Source organism: Paracoccus sediminis, assembly GCF_900188295.1.
Taxonomy (GTDB): domain Bacteria; phylum Pseudomonadota; class Alphaproteobacteria; order Rhodobacterales; family Rhodobacteraceae; genus Paracoccus; species Paracoccus sediminis.
Map to the genome: position 1 here is coordinate 238,020 of NZ_FZNM01000002.1, position 17,114 is coordinate 255,133.

At 66.0% G+C, this 17,114-nt stretch carries 20 protein-coding genes; 17 read left to right on the forward strand and 3 right to left on the reverse strand.

From position 1 onward, the window contains the following. Nucleotides 1-10: 10 nt before the first annotated feature. From hrcA to CHB77_RS04220, 11 genes are all read left to right on the forward strand, one after another. Nucleotides 11-1,066 carry a heat-inducible transcriptional repressor HrcA gene (gene hrcA / locus CHB77_RS04170; RefSeq protein WP_089386920.1) on the forward strand — a complete coding sequence of 352 codons (1,056 nt, stop codon included), beginning with the start codon at nucleotides 11-13 and terminating at the stop codon, nucleotides 1,064-1,066. An 8-nt stretch (nucleotides 1,067-1,074) separates the two neighbouring features. Continuing rightward, nucleotides 1,075-1,605 (forward strand): nucleotide exchange factor GrpE, encoded by a 531-nt coding sequence (locus CHB77_RS04175; RefSeq protein ID WP_089386921.1) that lies wholly within the window; start codon nucleotides 1,075-1,077, stop codon nucleotides 1,603-1,605. Between the two features lie 115 nt (nucleotides 1,606-1,720). Then, nucleotides 1,721-2,305 (forward strand): S-(hydroxymethyl)glutathione synthase, encoded by a 585-nt coding sequence (gene gfa, locus CHB77_RS04180; RefSeq protein WP_089386922.1) that lies wholly within the window; start codon nucleotides 1,721-1,723, stop codon nucleotides 2,303-2,305. A 92-nt stretch (nucleotides 2,306-2,397) separates the two neighbouring features. Further along, entirely contained in the window at nucleotides 2,398-3,528 is a 1,131-nt protein-coding gene (locus tag CHB77_RS04185) for an S-(hydroxymethyl)glutathione dehydrogenase/class III alcohol dehydrogenase (protein ID WP_089386923.1), read from the forward strand. Between the two features lie 77 nt (nucleotides 3,529-3,605). Beyond that, nucleotides 3,606-4,247 (forward strand): ATP-dependent Clp protease proteolytic subunit, encoded by a 642-nt coding sequence (locus tag CHB77_RS04190; protein WP_089386924.1) that lies wholly within the window; start codon nucleotides 3,606-3,608, stop codon nucleotides 4,245-4,247. Then, complete coding sequence (locus CHB77_RS04195; RefSeq protein ID WP_089386925.1) at nucleotides 4,244-4,762, forward strand: GNAT family N-acetyltransferase; 519 nt, start codon at nucleotides 4,244-4,246, stop codon at nucleotides 4,760-4,762. The genes CHB77_RS04190 and CHB77_RS04195 overlap by 4 nt, the downstream gene beginning before the upstream one ends. After that, nucleotides 4,752-5,585: an S-formylglutathione hydrolase gene (gene fghA / locus CHB77_RS04200; RefSeq protein WP_089386926.1), complete on the forward strand. Its 834-nt coding sequence runs from the start codon at nucleotides 4,752-4,754 to the stop codon at nucleotides 5,583-5,585. The genes CHB77_RS04195 and fghA overlap by 11 nt, the downstream gene beginning before the upstream one ends. Before the next feature lie 166 nt (nucleotides 5,586-5,751). Beyond that, nucleotides 5,752-7,629 (forward strand): methanol/ethanol family PQQ-dependent dehydrogenase, encoded by a 1,878-nt coding sequence (locus tag CHB77_RS04205; RefSeq protein WP_089386927.1) that lies wholly within the window; start codon nucleotides 5,752-5,754, stop codon nucleotides 7,627-7,629. Nucleotides 7,630-7,745: 116 nt separating this feature from the next. After that, entirely contained in the window at nucleotides 7,746-8,414 is a 669-nt protein-coding gene (locus tag CHB77_RS04210) for a c-type cytochrome, methanol metabolism-related (RefSeq protein ID WP_089386928.1), read from the forward strand. 1 nt (nucleotide 8,415) lies between these two features. After that, nucleotides 8,416-9,228 carry a quinoprotein dehydrogenase-associated putative ABC transporter substrate-binding protein gene (locus tag CHB77_RS04215; RefSeq protein ID WP_089386929.1) on the forward strand — a complete coding sequence of 271 codons (813 nt, stop codon included), beginning with the start codon at nucleotides 8,416-8,418 and terminating at the stop codon, nucleotides 9,226-9,228. Further along, complete coding sequence (locus tag CHB77_RS04220; RefSeq protein ID WP_089386930.1) at nucleotides 9,225-9,758, forward strand: PQQ-dependent catabolism-associated CXXCW motif protein; 534 nt, start codon at nucleotides 9,225-9,227, stop codon at nucleotides 9,756-9,758. Before CHB77_RS04215 ends, CHB77_RS04220 begins: the two co-directional genes overlap by 4 nt. Here the strand turns inward: CHB77_RS04220 and CHB77_RS04225 are convergent. Together CHB77_RS04225 and CHB77_RS04230 are read right to left on the reverse strand one after the other, a co-directional pair. Next, a complete protein-coding gene (locus tag CHB77_RS04225; RefSeq protein ID WP_089386931.1) occupies nucleotides 9,733-10,665 on the reverse strand; it encodes a YncE family protein in 933 nt (310 codons plus the stop codon). The two genes, CHB77_RS04220 and CHB77_RS04225, sit on opposite strands and share 26 nt — an antisense overlap. Next, nucleotides 10,662-11,216 (reverse strand): SRPBCC family protein, encoded by a 555-nt coding sequence (locus CHB77_RS04230; protein ID WP_089387159.1) that lies wholly within the window; start codon nucleotides 11,214-11,216, stop codon nucleotides 10,662-10,664. The genes CHB77_RS04225 and CHB77_RS04230 overlap by 4 nt, the downstream gene beginning before the upstream one ends. 179 nt (nucleotides 11,217-11,395) lie before the next feature. Here CHB77_RS04230 and CHB77_RS04235 point away from each other — a divergent pair, with 179 nt between their 5' ends. The 6 genes from CHB77_RS04235 (at nucleotide 11,396) to CHB77_RS04260 (ending at nucleotide 16,384) form a co-directional block, all read left to right on the forward strand. Continuing rightward, nucleotides 11,396-12,583 carry an ABC transporter substrate-binding protein gene (locus CHB77_RS04235; protein WP_089387160.1) on the forward strand — a complete coding sequence of 396 codons (1,188 nt, stop codon included), beginning with the start codon at nucleotides 11,396-11,398 and terminating at the stop codon, nucleotides 12,581-12,583. Further along, nucleotides 12,580-13,548 (forward strand): YVTN family beta-propeller repeat protein, encoded by a 969-nt coding sequence (locus tag CHB77_RS04240; RefSeq protein WP_089386932.1) that lies wholly within the window; start codon nucleotides 12,580-12,582, stop codon nucleotides 13,546-13,548. The genes CHB77_RS04235 and CHB77_RS04240 overlap by 4 nt, the downstream gene beginning before the upstream one ends. Nucleotides 13,549-13,703: 155 nt before the next feature. Further along, nucleotides 13,704-14,159: a cupredoxin domain-containing protein gene (locus CHB77_RS04245; RefSeq protein WP_423212873.1), complete on the forward strand. Its 456-nt coding sequence runs from the start codon at nucleotides 13,704-13,706 to the stop codon at nucleotides 14,157-14,159. A 94-nt stretch (nucleotides 14,160-14,253) separates the two neighbouring features. Next, nucleotides 14,254-14,973 carry an ABC transporter ATP-binding protein gene (locus CHB77_RS04250; protein ID WP_089386934.1) on the forward strand — a complete coding sequence of 240 codons (720 nt, stop codon included), beginning with the start codon at nucleotides 14,254-14,256 and terminating at the stop codon, nucleotides 14,971-14,973. Continuing rightward, a complete protein-coding gene (locus CHB77_RS04255; RefSeq protein WP_089386935.1) occupies nucleotides 14,970-15,791 on the forward strand; it encodes an ABC transporter permease in 822 nt (273 codons plus the stop codon). Before CHB77_RS04250 ends, CHB77_RS04255 begins: the two co-directional genes overlap by 4 nt. Beyond that, nucleotides 15,788-16,384 carry a hypothetical protein gene (locus CHB77_RS04260; RefSeq protein ID WP_089386936.1) on the forward strand — a complete coding sequence of 199 codons (597 nt, stop codon included), beginning with the start codon at nucleotides 15,788-15,790 and terminating at the stop codon, nucleotides 16,382-16,384. Before CHB77_RS04255 ends, CHB77_RS04260 begins: the two co-directional genes overlap by 4 nt. Here the strand turns inward: CHB77_RS04260 and CHB77_RS04265 are convergent. After that, nucleotides 16,381-17,073: a 5'-nucleotidase, lipoprotein e(P4) family gene (locus CHB77_RS04265; protein ID WP_089386937.1), complete on the reverse strand. Its 693-nt coding sequence runs from the start codon at nucleotides 17,071-17,073 to the stop codon at nucleotides 16,381-16,383. The genes CHB77_RS04260 and CHB77_RS04265 overlap by 4 nt on opposite strands. Nucleotides 17,074-17,114: the final 41 nt, after the last annotated feature.

Genomic DNA, 17,114 nt, shown 5'->3' on the forward strand with positions numbered 1-17,114 from the left:
CGCGAGGGACATGGACCGGAAAACGCCGTTGCAGGATCTGAACGACCGATCGCGCGAAATCTTCCGGCGCGTCGTCGAAACCTATCTGGAAACGGGCGAACCGGTGGGGTCGCGCACCCTGACCCGCGCCCTGTCCGAAAAGCTGAGCGCGGCGACCGTGCGCAACGTCATGCAGGATCTGGAGTTCATGGGCCTGCTGGACAGCCCGCACGCCTCGGCGGGGCGGATGCCGTCCCAGCAGGGGCTGCGGCTGTTCGTGGACGGGATGATGGAGGTCGATACCGTCAATCCCACCGACCGCGCGGCCATCGACCAGACGCTGGGCAACGACGATCCCGACACGGGCGTCCTGCTGGACCGGGTCAGCACGGCGCTGTCGTCGATCACGCGGGGGGCGTCGCTGGTCCTGATGCCCAAGCACGAAGCGCCGATCCGCCACATCGAATTCGTCAGCCTGGGCCCCGACCGGGCGCTGGTGGTGCTGGTCTTTGCCGATGGGCATGTGGAAAACCGCCTGTTCACGCCCCCGGCGGGCCAGACCCCGTCGTCCATGCGCGAGGCGGGGAATTTCCTCAATGCCATGGCCGAGGGGAAGACCCTGTCCGAACTGCGCGGCCACATCGGGCGCGAAATCGCGGCCCGGCGGCAGGAACTGGACGTTCTGGCCGCCGAACTGGTGCAATCCGGGCTGGCGCTGTGGGACACGGGATCGTCCGATCCGCGCCTGATCGTGCGGGGCCGCGCCAACCTGCTGGATCAGGAGGCGGCGGATCTGGACCGCATCCGGGTTCTTTTCGACGATCTGGAACGCAAGCGCGACATCGTCAGTTTTCTGGAACTGGCGGAAAAGGGCGACGGGGTGCGCATTTTCATCGGTTCGGAAAACAAGCTTTTTTCGCTTTCGGGTTCCGCTCTGGTGGTTTCCCCCTATATGAATGCCGACCGAAAGATTGTAGGCGCCGTGGGCGTCATCGGACCGACGCGGCTGAATTACGGCCGGATCGTGCCGATTGTCGACTACACGGCGCAGCTGGTCGGGCGGGTGCTGTCCGGCCGGAAAGGATGAAAAGAGCCATGAACGATCAGAACGAACAGCCTATCGACGACATCCTGGCGGATCCGCTGGCCGATCCGGCCGACGAGATTGCGGCCCTGACGGCCGAGCGCGACGAATTCCGCGACAAGTTCATGCGCGCCCTGGCGGACGCCGAAAATTCCCGCAAGCGCGCCGACAAGGACCGCCGCGATGCCGAACAATACGGCGGCTCGCGTCTGGCCCGTGACCTGCTGCCGGTCCATGACGCGCTGACCCGCGCGCTGGACGCCGCCACCCCCGAGCAGCGCGCCGCCGCCGCCGCCCTGATCGAGGGGGTCGAGCTGACCTTGCGCGAGCTGTCCAACGTCTTTGCCAAGCACGGCGTGGCCGTCATCACGCCCAAGGCCGGCGACCGGTTCGACCCGACCGAACACGAGGCCATGTTCGAGGCCGCCGTCCCCGGCACCACCGCCGGCGAGATCATCCAGATCATGGACAACGGATTCCGTCTGCACGACCGCCTGCTGCGCCCCGCCAAGGTCGGCGTGTCGTCCACGCCCGCACGCTGACCGGACCCTGCGCGCCCGCCCCGGTCCGGGCGCGCTACAACCTTCCGCTGACTTGCCGATCTTTCCCAATGGCGCGACGCTGGACCCACAATCGGTTCATCGGGAGGGAAGAACCATGGCCAGCACTGAGGGGGTGAAGATCCACCCCGCCGTGGACAACGGCATCAAGCAGGGCAATTCCGGTTTCGCAGGCGGTGTCCTGACCTGCAAATGCGCCACCAGCCCGGTCAAGGTCCGGGTGGGCGCGCAGACCGCGCACAACCATGTCTGCGGCTGCACCAAATGCTGGAAGCCCGACGGGGCCGTCTTCAGCCAGGTCGCCGTGGTATCGCGCGACGCGGTCGAGGTTCTGGAAAACGGCGACAAGTTGCAGGTCGTCAACAGGGACGCCCCGATTCAGCGTTACGCCTGCCGCGATTGCGGCGTCCACATGTATGGCCGGATCGAGAACAAGGACCATCCGTTCTATGGCCTGGATTTCGTCCACACCGAACTGTCGGACGAAGCCGGATGGTCCGCCCCCGAATTCGCGGCCTTCGTCAGCAGCGTCATCGAATCCGGCGTCGATCCGTCGCGGATGGACGGCATCCGGGCGCGCCTGCGCGAGCTGGGGCTGGAACCCTATGACGCCCTGTCGCCGCCGCTGATGGACGCCATCGCCACCCATGTCGCCAAGCGGTCCGGCAAGCTGGCGGCTTGACGCCGCGATCAATCCCCACGCACAACCAGGGGGCCGCGTCGCGGCCCCTGTGGCTTTGATGCAGAATGCCCGAACGAAGAGGAGTATCCACGATGAAAACCCGTGCCGCCGTAGCCCTGGAAGCCGGCCGACCGCTGGAAGTGATGGAGGTGAACCTGGACGGCCCCAAGGCGGGCGAGGTGATGATCGAGATCAAGGCCACCGGCATCTGCCACACCGACGAATTCACCCGTTCGGGCGACGATCCCGAGGGGCTGTTCCCCGCCATCCTGGGCCACGAGGGCACGGGCGTGGTGGTCGAGGTCGGCCCCGACGTCAAATCCCTGAAGCCCGGCGACCATGTGATCCCGCTCTATACGCCGGAATGCCGCGAATGCCCGTCCTGCCTGTCGGGCAAGACCAACCTGTGCACCCGCATCCGCGCGACCCAGGGTCAGGGCCTGATGCCGGACGGAACCAGCCGCTTTTCCATGCTGGATGGCACGCCGATCCATCACTACATGGGCTGCTCGACGTTTTCCAATTACACGGTGTTGCCGGAAATCGCGGTGGCCAAGGTCCGCGAGGACGCGCCCTTCGACAAGATCTGCTATATCGGCTGCGGCGTGACGACCGGCATCGGCGCGGTCATCAACACCGCCAAGGTCGAGATCGGCGCCAAGGCGGTGGTCTTTGGGCTGGGCGGGATCGGGCTGAACGTCGTGCAGGGGCTGCGGCTGGCGGGCGCGGACATGATTATCGGCGTCGATCTGAACAACGACCGCAAGGAGATGGCCGAGCGGTTCGGCATGACCCATTTCGTCAACCCCAAGGAAATCGACGGCAACATCGTCAGCCACATCGTCGAGATGACCAAGACCCCCTTCGACCAGATCGGCGGCGCGGATTATTCCTTTGACGCGACCGGCAGCACCAAGGTGATGCGCGACGCGCTGGAATGCACCCATCGCGGCTGGGGCCAGTCGGTCATCATCGGCGTGGCGGCGGCGGGCGCGGAAATCAGCACCCGTCCGTTCCAGCTGGTCACGGGCCGGGTCTGGAAGGGCACGGCCTTCGGCGGCGCGCGCGGGCGCACGGACGTGCCCAAGATCGTGGACTGGTACATGGACGGCAAGATCGAGATCGACCCGATGATTACCCACACCATGCCCCTGGACGACATCAACAAGGGCTTCGACCTGATGCACAAGGGCGAATCGATCCGCTCGGTCGTCCTTTACTGATCGTTCACGGCTGCATAGGTAAAAGAACGGCGGGGCCACGGCCCCGCCGTCGCCATGAGGAACAAAGGAGCAGGCCGATGCGTCACCAGTGGCTGGACGATGACGACGACGACGAACCGGAGGAAGACGACCGGCGCCACGACGGCGACAAGGAGGGCGGCCTGGGCCTGCCCGAAGGCGACAAGATCGGCAAGCTGTATTTCAAGTCGCGCACGGTGATCGTCGCGGGCACCATCAACGACAAGCTGGCGCAGCGCACCGTGGCCCATCTGCTGGCCCTGGCCGAGGACAGCGACAAGCCCATCAACATGCTGATCTCGTCCCCCGGCGGGCATGTGGAATCGGGCGACATGATCCATGACGTGATAAAGTTCATCCGGCCCACCGTGCGCACCATCGGGTCGGGCTGGGTGGCCAGCGCGGGCGCGCTGATCTTTGTCGCGGCGAAAAAGGAAAACCGCTTTTGCCTGCCCAACACGCGCTTCCTGATCCACCAGCCCTCGGGCGGGATCGGCGGCACGTCGTCGGACATGATGATCCAGGCCGAACAGGTGCGCCTGATGCGCGACCGCCTGAACCAGATCTTTGCCGATGCCACCGGCCAGGGCATCGAGCGGATCGAAAAGGACACGCAGCGCGATTTCTGGCTGAACACCCAGGAGGCGCTGGACTATGGCCTGCTGGGCCGCGTCATCCGCAGCGTGGACGACCTGGCATGACGGGCGGCGGGGTGGACATCCGCCCCGCGACCGCAGCCGACCACGACGCCATCTGGGCGATCCTGGAACCCGTCTATCGCGCGGGGGAAACCTATTGCATCCCGCGCGACATTGGGCGCGGCGATGCCTTGGCGGACTGGTTCGCCATGCCTTTTACCGCCTTTGTCGCCACCCTGGACGGCCGTGTCCTGGGCACCAGCCATGTCGGCGCGAACCGTCCCGGCGGCGGGTCGCATGTCGCCAACGCATCCTTTGCCACCCATCCGGACGCGCGCGGCAAGGGCATCGCCCGCGCGCTGGTGGACCAGGCCAAGGCCTGGGCGGCGGCGCAGGGTTTCGCGGCGATGCAGTTCAATTTCGTGGTGTCCACGAACGCCGATGCCGTCCATTTGTGGCAGAAATCCGGATTTGCCATTGTGGGCCGCCTGCCGGGCGCGTTTCGTCACCCCCGGCTTGGGCCGGTCGATGGGCTGGTCATGTTTCAATCCTTGAAAGGGGTGTCCGATGGCGCTTGAAACCGTTTCCGAAAACCGCAGCTTTGGCGGCACGCAGGGCGTTTACCGCCACCGATCGCAATCAACGGGCACCGACATGACCTTTGCGGTCTTCATGCCGGAACGGGTGGCGCATGAACGCGTGCCGGTGCTGTGGTATCTGTCCGGCCTGACCTGCACCCATGAAAACGCCATGACCAAGGCCGCCGCCCAGCAATGGTGCGCGGACGCGGGCATCGCCATCGTCTTTCCCGACACCTCGCCGCGCGGCGACGGCGTGGCCGACGATGAGGCCTATGACCTGGGCAAGGGCGCCGGCTTCTATGTGAACGCCACGCAGGATCCCTGGGCGCCGCATTACCGGATGTGGGATTACATCGTCCACGAACTGCCCGCGCTGGTGGGCGACAGTTTCGCCATCGACCGCGACGCGATGGGCATCACCGGCCATTCGATGGGCGGGCACGGCGCGCTGACCATCGCCATGACGCATCCCGACCGTTACCGGTCGGTGTCGGCCTTTGCGCCGATCGCCAACCCAACGGAATCCGACTGGGGGCAAAAGCAGTTGTCGGCCTATCTGGGCGATGACCGGGCCGTCTGGCGGGCGCATGATTCCACGCTGCTGATGACGGAAAGGGGCTTCCCGCGCGAGGTGCTGATCGACCAAGGCAGCGCCGACCAGTTCCTGGACAAGCTGCGCCCCGAAGCCCTTGCCCAGGCGATGATGGCACGGCGCCAGCCGGGTCAGTTCAGGATGCAGCCCGGCTATGACCACAGCTATTTCTTCGTGCAGTCCTTCATGGGCGATCACGTGATGTGGCATGCGGAACGGCTGCTGTAGGAGGTTGCCAAACATTCCCGGACGTTCCGGCAATTCACCCTAAGACTTTAGGGTTAAATGCCAGAACGCCGCATTGACGCAATGGGGTGCGGGCCAAAGAGTGTATGGTGGACGGCGCGGGAGGAGGGAACCCGGCGCCTGCTTCCAACAGCGGAGGAAACACTTCATGAAAAGATTGCTGAACGGCGCGCTTGCCGCGCTGTTTCTGTCAGGCGCGGGGGGCTATGCCAACGAAAGCGTCCTGGCCGAAACGGCCAAGCCGGAACAATGGGCGATCCAGACCGGCGACTATGCCAACCAGCGTTATTCGGAACTGGACCAGATCAACCGTGACAACGTGGGCGATCTGCGGGTCGCCTGGACCTTCTCGACCGGGGTGCTGCGCGGCCACGAGGGCAGCCCCCTGGTGATCGGCGACGTGATGTATGTCCACACGCCCTTCCCCAACAACATCTTCGCCCTTGATCTGGCCAACGACGGCAAGATCCTGTGGCGCTATGAACCCGAACAGGATCCCGAGGTCATCGCGGTCATGTGCTGCGACACCGTGTACCGGGGCGTCGCCTATGCCGACGGGCTGATCCTGTCGCACCAGGCCGACACCACGCTGGTGGCCCTGGATGCCAAGACCGGCGAGGTCAAGTGGTCCGTCAAGACCGGCGATCCCGCCATCGGCGAAACCAACACCGCGACCGTGCTGCCGGTCGGCGACAAGGTGATCGTCGGCGTGTCGGGCGGCGAATACGGCGTGCGCGGCCGTGTCACCGCCTATAGCCTGGCCGACGGGTCCGAGGTCTGGAAGGCCTATTCCACCGGCCCGGACGAGGAAATGCTGGTCGATCCCGAAAAGACCACCCATCTGGGCAAGCCGATCGGCAAGGACAGCAGCCTGAACAGCTGGGAAGGCGACCAGTGGAAGATCGGCGGCGGCACTACCTGGGGCTGGTATTCCTATGACCCCGATCTGAATCTGATCTATTACGGCACGGGAAACCCATCCACCTGGAACCCGTCGCAGCGCCCCGGCGACAACAAATGGTCGATGACCATCATGGCCCGCGACGCCGATACCGGCATGGCCAAGTGGTTCTATCAGATGACGCCCCATGACGAATGGGATTTCGACGGCGTCAACGAGATGATCCTGACCGAACAAGAAATCGACGGTCAGGAACGCAAGCTGCTGACCCATTTCGACCGCAACGGCCTGGCCTATACGCTGGACCGCGAATCGGGCGAACTTCTGGTGGCCGAGAAATACGATCCGGCGGTGAACTGGACCACCGGGGTCGATATGGATCCGAATTCGGAAACCTATGGCCGTCCGGCCGTGGTCGCCGAATATTCGACCGCGCAGAACGGCGAGGACGAGAACACGACCGGCGTTTGCCCTGCGGCCCTGGGGTCCAAGGACCAGCAGCCGGCGGCCTATTCGCCCAAGACCCAGACCTTCTACGTGCCGACCAACCATGTCTGCATGGATTATGAACCGTTCCGCGTCGCCTATACGGCGGGCCAACCCTATGTGGGCGCGACGCTGGCCATGTTCCCGGCGCCCAACAGCCATGGCGGCATGGGCAACTTCATCGCTTGGGACAACGTCGAGGGCAAGATCAAGTGGTCCTTGCCCGAACAGTTCTCGGTCTGGTCGGGCGCCTTGGCGACGGCGGGCGATATTGTGTTCTATGGCACGCTGGAAGGCTATCTGAAGGCGGTCGATGCCGAAACGGGCGAGGAGCTTTACAAGTTCAAAACCCCGTCCGGGATCATCGGAAACGTCATGACCTATGAATCCGCGGGCAAGCAGTACATCGGCATCCTGTCGGGTGTCGGCGGCTGGGCCGGGATCGGCCTGGCGGCCGGGCTGACCAACCCGAACGACGGCCTGGGCGCCGTGGGCGGCTATGCGTCCCTGTCGGATTACACCGAACTGGGCGGGCAGCTGACCGTGTTCGAACTGCCGGGTGAAGCCTCGGCCTCGGCCGAACCGGCCGCTGATCCTGCGGCGGAACCGGCCCCTGCGGACGGCGGCACCAGCGGCTAATACTTTCGGCCCGCTAACGCAAACTTGCTCTGTGAAACGCTCCCCCCGAGGTTAGTCTTCGGGGGGAGTTTTACCCCGATAGCGCGGGTAGAGAGAAATCTGGGAGGAAAGACAGCATGAAAGCCATCACCAGCCTGACGGCGCTGGTCCTTGGTGCGTCGCTGGCCGCCATGGCCCCGGCGCAAGAGACGACCACACAGACCCCCCCTCCCGCCGAGGCAGGCGCGGGTGCGGCCGCCGCCGTTTCGGGCGCTGCGCCTGCGGCAGAGCCGGCCACGGACGCCGCAGACGGTGGGGATGCGCCGGCCGGGGATGGGGCTGGCGGATCGGCCGTGCTGCCCAACGGCATGGATGTCACGGCGGAAACCGAGGAAAACGGCCGCTGGTACAACGCCGAAGGCATTCCGACCTTCAAGATCGACGGCAACGTGGTCGATTTCGCGACCTTCAACGGCTATCGGCGCTATTCCGCGGAATGCCACGTCTGCCATGGTCCCGACGGCGAAGGATCGACCTATGCGCCGGCCCTGAAGAATTCGGTCCTCAAGATGGACTATTACGCCTTTCAGGAAATCGTGGCCTCGGGCAAGCAAGAGGTGAACGCGGCCCAGAACCAGGTCATGCCCGCCTTTGGCACCAACAAGAACGTCTGGTGCTATGTCGATGACATCTATGTCTATCTGCTGGCCCGCGGAACCGGAGAGTTGCCGCGCGGACGTCCCGCGGAACGCGGGGACAAGTCCGACGATTACACGGCGCAGGAAGATTCCTGCATGTCGATGTAAGATGGGCGGTCTTCGCCGACTGACCTGCGCGCTGATCCTGGGGGCGGCGCCTGCCGCCGCCCAGGTGGCCGATCTGCGGTCCACCACGCAGTTCCGGGTCTGCGCCGATCCCGCGAATGCGCCGATGTCGGTGCGCGACGGATCGGGTTTCGAAAACAAACTGGCCGAGGCGTTCGGGGAATGGCTTGGCCTGCCCGTGACCTATACCTGGTTTCCGTCGGGCGCGGGCTTCATCGCCAAGACGCTGCGCGCCGGGGAATGCGATGTCGTGATGGGCTATGCCCAGGGCGACGAGCTGGTGCAGAACACGAACCATTACTATACGTCCGTTTACGGCATCGTGACGCGCAAGGACAGCTCGTTGGCGACGGTCGATCGCCTGACCGACCCGGCGTTGAAGAACAACGATCTGGGCGTCGTCGCCGGAACGCCGCCGGCCACGATCATGGCGCGGGCCGGCCTGGCCAAGGACATGCGCGGCGTCGATCTGTTCGTGGATCGCCGGGTCGAGGATCCGGTAGGAGATCTGATCGGCGGGGTCAAGGACGGTTCGCTGGATGCCGCCGTTCTGTGGGGGCCCTTGGCCGGGCCGCGGGTCAAGGCCGATCCCGACCTCCAGTTCACGCCCTTGCTGAGGGAAACCGCCGGGCCGCGCATGTTCTATCGCATCACCATGGGGGTGCGGCTGCCCGAACAGGAATGGAAACGGGAATTGAACAGCCTGATCCGCCGCCACCAGGATCAGATCAACGCGATCCTACGTGATGCGGGCGTGCCGCTGGTCGATGATTACGGCAAAGGGATGCTGCCATGATCCGCGCGGTCCTGCTGGCGCTGTGTCTGGCGGGACCGGCAACGGCCCAGGTTCCGGAACCTGACGGCTATCGCGGCGAACCCTATCGCGCGCCCGTGCCGGCGACGCTGCAAGGCGCCACGGTCATCGATGCCCGGCAGGCGATCCGGCTGCACGCGGATGGCGTGCCGTTCCTGGATGTGCTGCCGCGCAGGGCCAACAAGCCCCAAGGCCTGCCCGAGGGCACCGTCTGGCGCGAACCCCCGCACGAGACAATCCCCGGCGCGGTCTGGCTATGGGATACCGGATACGAAGCCCTGGCCCCGGCCGAGCAGGCCCGTCTGGAAACCGGATTGCGGCAGGCCACGGGCGGCGATCCCGCCGCGCCGGTGGTGATCTTTTGCCGCAGCGACTGCTGGATGAGCTGGAACGCCGCCCGCCGCGCGGTATCGCTGGGCTATGCCGCCGTTCACTGGTTTCCCGGCGGGGTCGAGGAATGGCAGGCCGCAGGCGGTGCGCCCCTGGTCAGGGCAACGCCTGTCGCCCCGTGAACCGGCCAAACGCGCGCGGACCGGACGGCATGGCGATCTCGGCCCGGATCGACAGGCTCTGGGCGTCCACGATGACCAGCGTGTCGGATTCCCAGTTGGCGACCGCCACCGCGTCGCCGTCGGGCAGGGCGCTGATGCCTTCGGGGTAATCGCCCACCGCGATCTCGGCCAGCACGTCCAGCGTCACCGGATCAAACACCGTCAGCGTTCCCGCGTACTGGTTGGTGACGAAGCCGCGTCCTTTGGCAAAGCCCACGGCATAGGGGTGGCTGCCGGTCGGCACCTGGCCCGCAAGCCTGCCGGTCGCGGGGTCGATCACCGAAACGGTATCGCCCTGGACATCCGCCGTCCAGAAACGCCCATCGTGAAAGGTGATGCCGAAGGGGTGGGACCCTGCGGTCTTGATGCGATGCAGCAGCGCCCCCGTGCGCGCGTCGAACACGCTGACCTGATTGTCATCGCGGTCTGCCGTCGCCACCCAGCGGCCATCGTCGCTGACGGCGACCCCGGCGGGGGCTTTGCCGGTCGGAACGGCCCAGCGCCGTTGCAGGGCCGGGTCCAGCAACAGCAGACGTGCCCCGAACCAGTCGGTGACGAACAGGCCGCCCTGCGGCGCGACCGCCAATCCGAACGCGCCTTCGCCCAGATCGCGGCTGTCGGTCAGGCGGCCCGTTTCATCCAGGACGACCAGCCGCCCGGTATCCGCCGCGATGACGTAAGCCCGGCCCTGTGCCGGGTCATAGGCGACGGGCGCGGGCTTTCCGGGAACCGCCACCTGCGCCACGACGGCGCCCGAGGCGGTATCCAGCAGCGTGACCGCGTCGGCGTTCTGGCTGGTCACGAAGGCCAGATCCCCGGCCGCTGCGGAGGATGCGGCCAGCAGGGCCGCAAGGACCGGAAGCCTCACTCGGCCTTTCCAAAGCGTTCCGCCAAGGCGTCGATCCCGGCCTGATAGATGCCGTCCACGGCCGCCATCGCCGCGTCGTCGTTCTGGTCGGCGGGCGGATCGTTGTTCGGATACCCGCGATAGAATCCGCCTTTCCAGACCACCTCGGCGCGGCCGTCCTTATCCTTGACCTGAAGCGTGGACGAATAATTCGTGACGGGCAGAACCTCGACAGCGACATCGGTAATCATGTATTTGTACTGCCGTTTGGCGGGATCGATGGTCATCAGCCGTTCGGTGATGGTCGGATCGCCATTGTCCGATTTCAGGTGCAGGATCCGGGTGGATTCCTCGGGGGTGTCGGCGGGGGCGCCTGCGGGCGTGATTTCCGTGCTGGCGACGGCGGGGTGCCAGGTCATGTCGTCGAACTTGCCGATCACCTGCCAGACCTCGTCGGGGGTGGCGTCCAGAACCACCGACCGTTCGGTTTTCAGCCGTGACGGCCCATGCGCGTATGCCCCTGGGGCAAGGGCCAGCATCGCGGCGACGGCCAGTCCCAGCGTCTTGTGCATCATCGTTCTCGGCTCCGTTTCGGTTGCGGTTCGACCATGCGCCGGGCAGGGGCGGTTTTCCATACGACCTTTGACTGATCCGAATCTTCCCGGTCCCGGCGGGAACATAAACCGTCTTGCCTGAACGGGCCTCGCAACCCAACATGCGGCGGGGGAGACGCGAAATGTTCAAGGGAATCATGGGACTTTTGGCTGGTGCCTGGGCATTGGCCGAGCCTGCTGCGGGCCAGACGCAGCCAGAGACGCAACAGATCCGCGCTGCCGTCCTGCGCGTGGATGTTCAGGGCCTTCCGCCGATTTCCCGGCTGGATCTGCCGCCCGAGGATCTGGGCTTTGCCGGTGCGCGGCTTGCCATCGACGACAACGACACGACCGGCCGCTTCATGGGCCAGGACTTCGAGGCGGTCGAGGTGACGGCCACCCCCGGCACGGCTTTGGCGGAACTGGACCGGATCATCGCCGACGGAATCCAGTTCGTCGTGGTGCTGGCCGACGATGCCACCACCCTGGCCCTGGCCGACCAGGCGGGCGACCGGGCGATGCTGCTGAACGCCCGTGCGCGCGGCGACCGCCTGCGCGGCGCGGATTGCCGGTTCAACACCATCCATGTCGCGCCCAGCCATGCGATGCTGGCCGACGCCCTGGCGCAGTTCCTGATGTGGAAGAACTGGCCCGACTGGCTGTTGGTCCCCGGCAGCCACCCCGAGGATCAGGCACTGGCCGCCGCCTATCGCCGCGCGGCCGCCAAGTTCGGCGCCACCATCGTCGAGGAGCGCGTCTACGAGGACACCGGAGGCGCCCGCAGCACCGATTCCGGTTATGTCCAGGTGCAGGCGCAGATGCCGGTCTTCACGCAGCGCGCGCCGGATCACGACGTGCTGATCGCCGCGGACGAAAGCGATGTCTTTGCCCCCTATCTGCCCTATCTCACCTGGGATCCGCGCCCGGTCGCGGGATCGGCCGGACTTGTGCCGCGCAGCTGGCACCCCGCGATGGAAGCCTGGGGCGCGACCCAGTATCAGAACCGTTTCGAACGCATGGCCAACCGTCCCATCCGCGAGGAGGATTACCAGACCTGGCTGGCCCTGCGCATCGTGGGCGAAGCCGCGACCCGCACCGGGTCGGCGGATCCGGCAGAATTGCGCGACTTCATCCTGTCGGACCAATTCGACGTGGCGGGCTTCAAGGGACAAAAGCTGACGGTGCGCGACTGGGACCATCAGGTCCGCCAGCCGATCCTGCTGACGACCGGTCCCGTCACCACCTCGGTCAGTCCGCAGGACCAGTATCTGCACCAGACCAGTGCGCTTGACACGCTGGGTCTTGACCGTCCCGAAACCGAATGCTCGTTCCGAGAGGCTCCATGAAGCATATCCTTGCCCTGGCCCCCGCGCTTGCGGTGCTGGCCGCCGATCCCGCCCTGGCGAACCGCGTCTTCGTGACCAACGAAAAGGGCAACGACGTCACCGTTCTGGACAGCGACACGCTGGAGGTTCTGGGCGCCTATCCGGTGGGCAACCGCCCGCGCGGCATCGCCATTTCGCCCGACGGAACGGAACTGTATGTCTGCGCCTCCGACGACAATCTGGTCCGCGTCTTCGACCCCGAGACGATGGAGGAACTGCACACCCTGCCGTCCGGTCCCGACCCGGAACTGTTCGTGCTGCACCCGTCCGGCAATCCCCTGTACATCGCGAACGAGGACGACAACCTTGTCACCGTCGTCGATGTGAAGACCAAGCAGGTTCTGGCCGAAATCCCGGTGGGCGTCGAACCCGAAGGCATGGGCATCAGCCCCGACGGCAGGATCGTCATCAACACGTCGGAAACGACGAACATGGCGCATTTCATCGATGCCGAAACCTATGAAATCGTGGCCAACGTGCTGGTGGACAGCCGCCCTCGGTTCGCCGAATACAACCACGACGGCACAAAGCTGTATGTCAGCGCCGAGATCGGCGGCACGGTCAGCGTGATCGACCCTGCGACCCAGGAAATCACCAAGAAGATCACCTTCGAGGTGCCGGGCGTCCTGCCCGAGGCGATCCAGCCCGTCGGCGTGCGCGTGACGAGCGACGGCAGCAAGGTGTTCGTGGCGCTTGGCCCGTCGAACCGCGTGGCGGTGATCGACGGGGCCACGGACGAGGTCAAGGATTACCTGCTGGTCGGCCAGCGGGTCTGGCAGATGGCCTTTACCCCCGACGAGAAATACCTGTTCACCACCAACGGCAACTCCAACGACGTGTCGATGATCGACGTGGCATCCGAGGAGGTCGTCAAATCCGTTCCCGTGGGCCAGCAGCCCTGGGGCGTCGTCGTCGCGCCAGACTGACCCGGCCCGTTCCATTCCATTCCAAAGGAAAACCCATGACCCGTTTGCTGACCGTTCTGATGATGGTGGCCGGCCTGTCGGTCCCCGCCGCCGCCCAGGATTCGACGCCCGCCCCCGCCGATACCCCTGCTGCCGGCGCCGCGCCGGATGCCGCCGTGATCGGGGACGACGAGGATAAGGGCGAGGAGGAAGGCCAAGGAGAGGACGCGGCAGCGGCCACCCATGATGCCACCGGCAAGTTCGATTACGGTTTTTCGGGCATCATGGCCCGCGACAACCGCACCGATCTGGCGCCGTTGACGCTGGCCTCGGGTTCGCCGGTCGCGGGTGGAAGCTATACCCTGAAATCGGGCGGATTCTACCGCATCGCGATCAATGCCGACGGCAGCCAGGAACTGGCACTGTCGGGCGGGGATTTCTTTCGCGCCATCTGGATCAACGAGATCGTCATCAACGACATCGAGATCCGCCCGATGGGCGTCCACAGCATCGAATTCGACAACGCCGGCACCGCCGTCATCAGCTTTGTCGCGATCACGCCGGGCCGCTATACGCTGTCGATCCCCGGAACCTCGGGCGAAACCCAGCAGGCGGTCTTCACCATCCAATAGGACGGGCAGGGGCCGGGCTTGACAGTCCCGCCCCCGACTGCCGAGATGGGGTGCGGGCTTCGCTCTGCCCGTTTTCCGCAAGATCAGGACGGACATGGACGCGCTTCGCATCAGGGGACTGTCGCACCGCTTCGGCGCCGTCCAGGCGCTGTCGGACGTGTCGCTGACCGTGCCGCGCGGCAGGTTCACCGCGCTGCTGGGCGTGAACGGTGCGGGCAAGACCACCTTGTTTTCGCTGGTGACGCGGCTTTACAGCAACGTGTCGGGCAGCATCGAGGTGGCGGGATACGACCTGCGCCGCCAGCCCGCACAGGCCATGGCCCGGCTGGGCGTGGTCTATCAAAGCCGCGCGCTGGACGCCGATCTGACGGTGGCGCAGAACCTGGCCTATCATGCGGCGTTGCATGGCATCGGGCGCCGGGCCGCGCGCGACCGCATCGCGCAGGTGCTGGCCCAGGTCGATCTGGAAAGCCGGGCGGGCGACCGCGTGTCAGCCCTGTCGGGGGGCCAGCAGCGGCGCGCGGAAATCGCCCGCGCCCTGATCCACCGTCCCGGCCTGCTGCTGCTGGACGAGGCGACGGTGGGCCTTGACGTGAAAGCGCGGGCCGAGGTTCTGGCCCTGACCCGCCGCCTGATCGCCGACCAGGGCGTGTCGGCCTTGTGGGCCACGCATATCCTGGACGAAATCCAGCCCGACGACGACCTGGTGATCCTGCACAAGGGCCGCGTCCTGAGCGACGGCAAGTCCGCCGCCATCGCCGGGCCGTCGGGGCTGACCCGGACATTCCTGTCGCTGACCGGGGCCGCGGCATGAGCGAACGCGGCTTTCCCGCCACCGCCTGGGCCACCGCCTTCCGCGGCATCGCCTGGCGCGAGACGCTGCGCTTTGTCCAGCAGCGCGGGCGGTTCCTGGCGGCGCTGGTGCGCCCGCTGGTCTGGCTGTTCATCTTTGCCGCCGGTTTCCGCGCGGTCCTGGGCTTGTCGATCACGCCGCCCTATCAGACCTATGTGCTGTACGAGGTCTATGTGACCCCCGGCCTGGTGGCGATGATCCAGCTGTTCAACGGGATGCAATCGTCGCTGTCGATGGTCTATGACCGCGAAACCGGGGCCATGCGGACGCTGCTGGTCAGTCCGTTCCCCCGCTGGTTCCTGCTGGGATCGAAACTGATGGCGGGGGTGATCGTGTCGATCATCCAGGCCTATGCCTTTCTGGCGATCGCTTGGTTCTGGGGCATCCGCCCGCCCGCCTGGGGCTATGTCGCGGTGCTGCCCGCGCTGGTCCTGTCGGGGCTGATGCTGGGCGCTCTGGGGCTGTTCCTGTCGTCCGCCATCCGGCAGCTGGAGAATTTCGCGGGGGTGATGAACTTTGTCATCTTCCCGATGTTTTTCGCGTCGTCCGCGCTTTATCCGCTGTGGCGGATGCGGGAAAGCTCGCCCCTGCTGCACGACATCTGCGCGGCCAATCCGTTCACCTACGCGGTCGAACTGATCCGCTTCGCGCTGTATCTGGAAATGAACTGGCAGGCCTTCGGGGTGGTCGCGGCCTGCCTTGCGGTGTTCTTCGGCGGCGCCGTCTTCATGTACGACCCCGCCAAGGGCCTGTGGGCCAGACGAAAGGAGAGGGGATGAAACGCCTTGTCGCATTGGTCCTGATCGCCGCCGCCGGGCCGGCCTGGTCCGCCGCTGGCACCGACCCCGAATGGCCCTGCATCCAGCGAAAGCAGCCGCATCTGTCGCTGGGCCAGGTCTGGACCGGCCCGGTCCCGGACGACCGGATCGCCGAACTGGCCCGCGATCCCCGGATCGAGCAGCTGGCCGCGCGACTGGAACAGCGCCGGTTGCCGATGGAGGAAGCCGAAACCGAGATCGCGGATTTCGCGACGGGCGCCGACGACGCGCAACTGACCGCCCTGATGGTCGCGATCATGGCCAAGATTGAACCCGACCGGACGGCGCTGATCGACGGCATCGCCCGATACGGCCGCAGCCAAGTCGATCTGGCCCAGCGGATCGAGGATCGACGCAAGGCCATGGCAGACCTGGAGGCCGCGGACGATCCCGATTTCGATGCCATCGACGCGGCCGAAGAAGCCCTGGACTGGGATCAGCGCATCTTCACCGAACGCCAGCAGTCGCTGACCTATGTCTGCGAAACCCCGGTGATCCTGGAACAGCGCGCCTTCGCCCTGGGCCGGGCGATCGCGGGACATCTGGGGAATTAGCGCGCGCCGGGCGCGGCCCAGGGGCGCAGGTCCGCTTCCATCCAGGTGCCGTGGGCGGCGTTCGGAAAGACGATCCAGTCGGCGCCGAAGCGGTGGCCGTGATCCTCGGCCAGCCGGTGCTGGATGTCCAGCGTCGCCCCGGCGAAGCAGCCGTCGAAATCGTGCAGTGTGTCGCCCAGTTGCAGGACGATCTGGTGGTTGCGTTCGACCGTCGCGCGGCGTTCGGCTTTGGGCGGGCCGAACAGCAGCACCTGGTCGGCCTGGACCTGCGGCAGGCCCAGCCGCGACAGGGTGGCGATGGTCGCCAGCTTGTTTTCCTCGAACCGGTCCGAGACATAGAAGATCGTCACGCCCAGACGGTCGGCCAGATGAAAGAAATCGGCCGCGCCCGGCAGCAGGTGGGGCGTGCCCTCGCGTTCCCACAGCTTCCAGGTCTCGAACCCGTCCAGACCCTCGCCCAGGGTCATCGCATGGGCCATCACGGCGGTATTGTCCAGGATCGTCTCGTCGATGTCGCTGAGGATCGCCAGCCCCCGGCCCGTGCCGTTCGCATCCACCGCCGCGCGCAGCCGCAGCGTCGCCAGCGCATAGCATTGCCGTTGCAGGGCCTTCACCTCGGCCGAGCATTGCTGATAGCGGATCGCGATGGCGCGTTCGGACGGGTGATGGCGGCGGGTCGAGGAGGTCATGGGCGAATCCTGTCGGGAACGCGCCGGACCCTAGAACCCTT

What these genes read in the sequence shown, in the direction of transcription:
- hrcA (WP_089386920.1), top strand. Translation starts at nt 11, where the DNA reads ATGGACCGGAAAACGCCGTTGCAGGATCTGAACGACCGATCGCGCGAA.
- CHB77_RS04175 (WP_089386921.1), top strand. Translation starts at nt 1,075, where the DNA reads ATGAACGATCAGAACGAACAGCCTATCGACGACATCCTGGCGGATCCG.
- gfa (WP_089386922.1), top strand. Translation starts at nt 1,721, where the DNA reads ATGGCCAGCACTGAGGGGGTGAAGATCCACCCCGCCGTGGACAACGGC.
- CHB77_RS04185 (WP_089386923.1), top strand. Translation starts at nt 2,398, where the DNA reads ATGAAAACCCGTGCCGCCGTAGCCCTGGAAGCCGGCCGACCGCTGGAA.
- CHB77_RS04190 (WP_089386924.1), top strand. Translation starts at nt 3,606, where the DNA reads ATGCGTCACCAGTGGCTGGACGATGACGACGACGACGAACCGGAGGAA.
- CHB77_RS04195 (WP_089386925.1), top strand. Translation starts at nt 4,244, where the DNA reads ATGACGGGCGGCGGGGTGGACATCCGCCCCGCGACCGCAGCCGACCAC.
- fghA (WP_089386926.1), top strand. Translation starts at nt 4,752, where the DNA reads ATGGCGCTTGAAACCGTTTCCGAAAACCGCAGCTTTGGCGGCACGCAG.
- CHB77_RS04205 (WP_089386927.1), top strand. Translation starts at nt 5,752, where the DNA reads ATGAAAAGATTGCTGAACGGCGCGCTTGCCGCGCTGTTTCTGTCAGGC.
- CHB77_RS04210 (WP_089386928.1), top strand. Translation starts at nt 7,746, where the DNA reads ATGAAAGCCATCACCAGCCTGACGGCGCTGGTCCTTGGTGCGTCGCTG.
- CHB77_RS04215 (WP_089386929.1), top strand. Translation starts at nt 8,416, where the DNA reads ATGGGCGGTCTTCGCCGACTGACCTGCGCGCTGATCCTGGGGGCGGCG.
- CHB77_RS04220 (WP_089386930.1), top strand. Translation starts at nt 9,225, where the DNA reads ATGATCCGCGCGGTCCTGCTGGCGCTGTGTCTGGCGGGACCGGCAACG.
- CHB77_RS04230 (WP_089387159.1), bottom strand. Translation starts at nt 11,216, where the DNA reads ATGCACAAGACGCTGGGACTGGCCGTCGCCGCGATGCTGGCCCTTGCC.
- CHB77_RS04235 (WP_089387160.1), top strand. Translation starts at nt 11,396, where the DNA reads ATGGGACTTTTGGCTGGTGCCTGGGCATTGGCCGAGCCTGCTGCGGGC.
- CHB77_RS04240 (WP_089386932.1), top strand. Translation starts at nt 12,580, where the DNA reads ATGAAGCATATCCTTGCCCTGGCCCCCGCGCTTGCGGTGCTGGCCGCC.
- CHB77_RS04250 (WP_089386934.1), top strand. Translation starts at nt 14,254, where the DNA reads ATGGACGCGCTTCGCATCAGGGGACTGTCGCACCGCTTCGGCGCCGTC.
- CHB77_RS04255 (WP_089386935.1), top strand. Translation starts at nt 14,970, where the DNA reads ATGAGCGAACGCGGCTTTCCCGCCACCGCCTGGGCCACCGCCTTCCGC.
- CHB77_RS04260 (WP_089386936.1), top strand. Translation starts at nt 15,788, where the DNA reads ATGAAACGCCTTGTCGCATTGGTCCTGATCGCCGCCGCCGGGCCGGCC.
- CHB77_RS04265 (WP_089386937.1), bottom strand. Translation starts at nt 17,073, where the DNA reads ATGACCTCCTCGACCCGCCGCCATCACCCGTCCGAACGCGCCATCGCG.